Annotated in this window: 3 protein-coding genes and 1 pseudogene; 3 read left to right on the top strand and 1 reads right to left on the bottom strand. The window is 63.3% G+C overall.

Annotated elements, in window-relative coordinates:
• Positions 1–115 precede the first annotated feature (115 nt).
• Entirely contained in the window at positions 116–250 is a 135-nt protein-coding gene (locus tag SO140_RS45515; protein WP_449384661.1) for a hypothetical protein, read from the bottom strand.
• Between the two features lie 285 nt (positions 251–535).
• Here SO140_RS45515 and SO140_RS45510 point away from each other — a divergent pair, with 285 nt between their 5' ends.
• The 3 genes and pseudogenes from SO140_RS45510 to tnpC all read left to right on the top strand — a co-directional run bounded on the left by SO140_RS45510 (position 536) and on the right by tnpC (position 2,951).
• The gene (locus tag SO140_RS45510) at positions 536–931 is read left to right on the top strand and encodes a transposase (protein ID WP_449384662.1); all 396 of its coding nucleotides are present in this window, start codon (positions 536–538) and stop codon (positions 929–931) included.
• A pseudogene (tnpB, locus tag SO140_RS45505) lies at positions 928–1,267 on the top strand (IS66 family insertion sequence element accessory protein TnpB). Before SO140_RS45510 ends, tnpB begins: the two are co-directional and overlap by 4 nt.
• 73 nt (positions 1,268–1,340) lie before the next feature.
• Positions 1,341–2,951 carry an IS66 family transposase gene (gene tnpC, locus SO140_RS45500; RefSeq protein ID WP_449384663.1) on the top strand — a complete coding sequence of 537 codons (1,611 nt, stop codon included), beginning with the start codon at positions 1,341–1,343 and terminating at the stop codon, positions 2,949–2,951.
• The last annotated feature ends 168 nt before the right edge of the window (positions 2,952–3,119 follow it).

The raw sequence follows: 3,119 nt of genomic DNA, 5'->3' as shown, positions 1-3,119 counted from the left end.
CCCCGTTAGCGCATCGAGAGCACGCGATCGAAGACCGAGGCAGAGCCGCCGACGGCCGCGGCAAGCCGCGCCTTGCACTATAGCTGAGAGCCGCGATATTTGACTGATGTTCCTGTCATTCCAATACGGCCTTCGACCGACGCGCGCACAACACCGCGCGCTCGACGCGATCCTTGAGGGGCAGCGGCTGCTCTACAACGCCGCGCTGCAGGACGGCCGGCGTCTCCAGTCGGTCGAGCCATTTTGCCATCGCTCACCTCAATGCAGCGTATACGGCAGCTTGATCGCGACATACGGCGCGGCCGCGAGGGCCGCGCGATGCCAAGCTAAAGCCTGTCCTCGAGGCGATGCGGGGCAAGCCATATCGCGAAATTGCTCTGACCAGCCGCAACATTCCGCCGCCGCGTGGCGGTGATGCCTGGAATGCGATGTCAGTCATGCGCGCGATGAAGCGTAAGCGTGTAGGCGCCCCCACGTAGCGGATGATGTTCGCTTGTCAGAGAATCTCCTGGTGATTTATTTGCCAGGAGCTCATGTGAGCGAACATACCTCTGACACCAGGAATTTCGAAGTTATCACGGCCACACCCGAGCGGCTTGCGGTCAGTCCGGGGCGAAGCTATCGCACCTGGTCGCGGGAGGCGAAGGAACGGATCGTCAAGGAAACGTTTTTGCCGGGGGCGAACGTGTCGGTGATCGCGCGGTCTCACGGGCTCGATCCACAGTTGTTTGCGTGGCGACGCAAGGTGCTGGCCTCGGGACTGATCGCACCGGTTTCTGGGGCGCGCGGCGAGGCGGTCAAGTTTGCGCGGTTTGATGCGGTGACAAGCGACATGGTGGAAATCGTGATCGGCGATGTTGTGGTCCGTGTCGGCGGCGATGTGGAGCCTGAGCTGCTTGCTGCCGTAATCCGGGCGGTTCGGCAAGCATGATCCCGGCGGGCGTTCAGGTTTACGTGGCCAGCACGCCGGTCGACTTCCGCAAGGGAGCGACCGGCTTGATGGCGCTGGTGCGAGATGGTGGGGCCGACCCATTCAGCGGCGCGCTGTACGTGTTCCGTTCGAAAAGAGCGGATCAAGGCGGTTTGGTGGGACGGCAGCGGGATCTGCCTGTTTGCCAAGACGCTTGAGGAAGCAAAGTTCTGCTGGCCGAGGATTGCGCCGGCCCGGGTGCGGCTGAATCACGCGCAGTTGCTCGCGCTGATCGACGGGCTGGACTGGACCAAGGTGCGTCCGGTGGCGGTGAAGCGCCCGGAATCGGTGGGCTGACCAGTTGCGGCGAATTGAATCAGGGCGCTGAAAGGCTTGGAAGATTGGCGGCGACTCTGCTGGGATGGCGGCGATGACGACGCCCGTTGCAGAGCTTCCGACGACCCTTGCCGAAGCCCATGCGCTGATCCTCGCCTTGGCGGAAGAGCGGGCGGCGATCGAGGCCGAGAACAGCCGCATCGCCTCCGAGATTGCAGCACTGACTGCGGTCAACGCCGATCTTGCTGCGGTCAACCAGACGGCCGACGCGCGGATCGTGGAGCTGACGGCGATCGTGAAGATGTTGGAGCGCACGCTTTACGGTACGCGCTCGGAACGCTTGCGTGGCGACACGCCGAGCGATGAGCAGATCGCCTTCGTATTTGACGAGATCGCCACCGGGGTGGCGGCCATTGAAGCCGAACTGGCCAAGGCAGGCAAGCCGAAACGCGCGCCGCGGCCGCGCAAGGAGTTCGGCGCGCATATGGAGCGGGTGGAGATCATCGTCGAGCCCCCCTCTGATTGCCAAGGGTTGGAGAAGGTCCTGATCGGCGAGGATGTCTCGAGGCGCCTGGACGTGACGCCGGCGACGTTCCGCGTGATCGTGACGCGCCGCCCGAAATACGCATATCGCAACCGCGATGGCGTGGTTCAGGCGCCAGCGCCGCCGCATCTGATCGAGAGTGGTCTTCCGACCGAAGCGCTTCTCGCCCAGATCGCGGTGGTCAAATATGCCGACGGGCTGCCGCTGTACCGGCAGGAAGCGATTTACGCGCGTGACGGCGTCGATCTCGACCGGTCGTTGATGGCGCAATGGATGGGCAAGGTCGGCTTCGAATTGCGGCCGCTGGCCGACTATGTGCTGGAGAAGATCAAGCAGGGTGAACGGATCTTCGCCGACGAGACGACCCTGCCAACGCTCGCTCGCGGATCCGGTAAGACGCAAAAGGCCTGGCTGTGGGCCTATGCGCGCGACGATCGGCCATTTGGCGGCATCGGTCCACCGATGGTCGCTTATCGCTTTGAGGACTGTCGCAGCGGTGAATGCGTCGAGCGGCATCTGGCGGGCTTTGCCGGCATTCTGCAGGTCGACGGCTATGCCGCCTACAACAGGCTCGCCAAATCGGCGGGTGCCAATGATGGGGTGCGGCTTGCGGCCTGCTTTGCCCACGTCAGGAGGCGGTTCTACGAATTGCACGTCAACGAGAGCTCGCACCTGGCGACACAGACCGTCACGACAATGGCGCGGCTGTGGGAGATCGAGGCCGACATCCGCGGCCAGAATCCTAAGATGCGGGTGAAAGCGCGCCAGGAAAAGTCCGCCGCGATCGTCGCGGCGCTCTTCGATCTGTGGGACAAGGAGCTGCCGCGCCTGTCGGGCAAATCCAAACTCGCCGAGGCGATCCGCTATGCCACATCCAGGCGCACCGCCCTCGAGCGCTTTCTAAGCGACGGCCGTATCGAGATCGACTCCAACACCGTCGAGCAGGCAATCCGGCCGCAAACCATCACAAGAAAAAATGCGCTCTTTGCGCGCAGCCATGGCGGCGGCCGGACCTGGGCGACCATCGCCACGCTTCTGCAGACCGCGAAAATGAGCGATGTCGATCCGCATGCCTGGCTCACACAAACTCTCGAACGGATCGCGCGGGGCTGGCCGATCTCTCAGATCGATGCTCTCATGCCCTGGCACTTCAAAGCCTGAACGGCTCAGCTTGGCGCTTACGATGAGGCGGCTGCGCATCGCGGGCAAATGACTTGCACCATCTGCGATCCCAACTGGATGTTGATGTGCGCGTTGTGGCAGTCGCAGCGCGTCTGAGCACACTCCATTCAGGAGAGGCTTAGGCGGCTTTCAATCGCCCGCCCGGCA

This window comes from Bradyrhizobium sp. UFLA05-108 (assembly GCF_059803455.1).
This window is presented reverse-complemented; position numbering and strand designations above follow the sequence as displayed.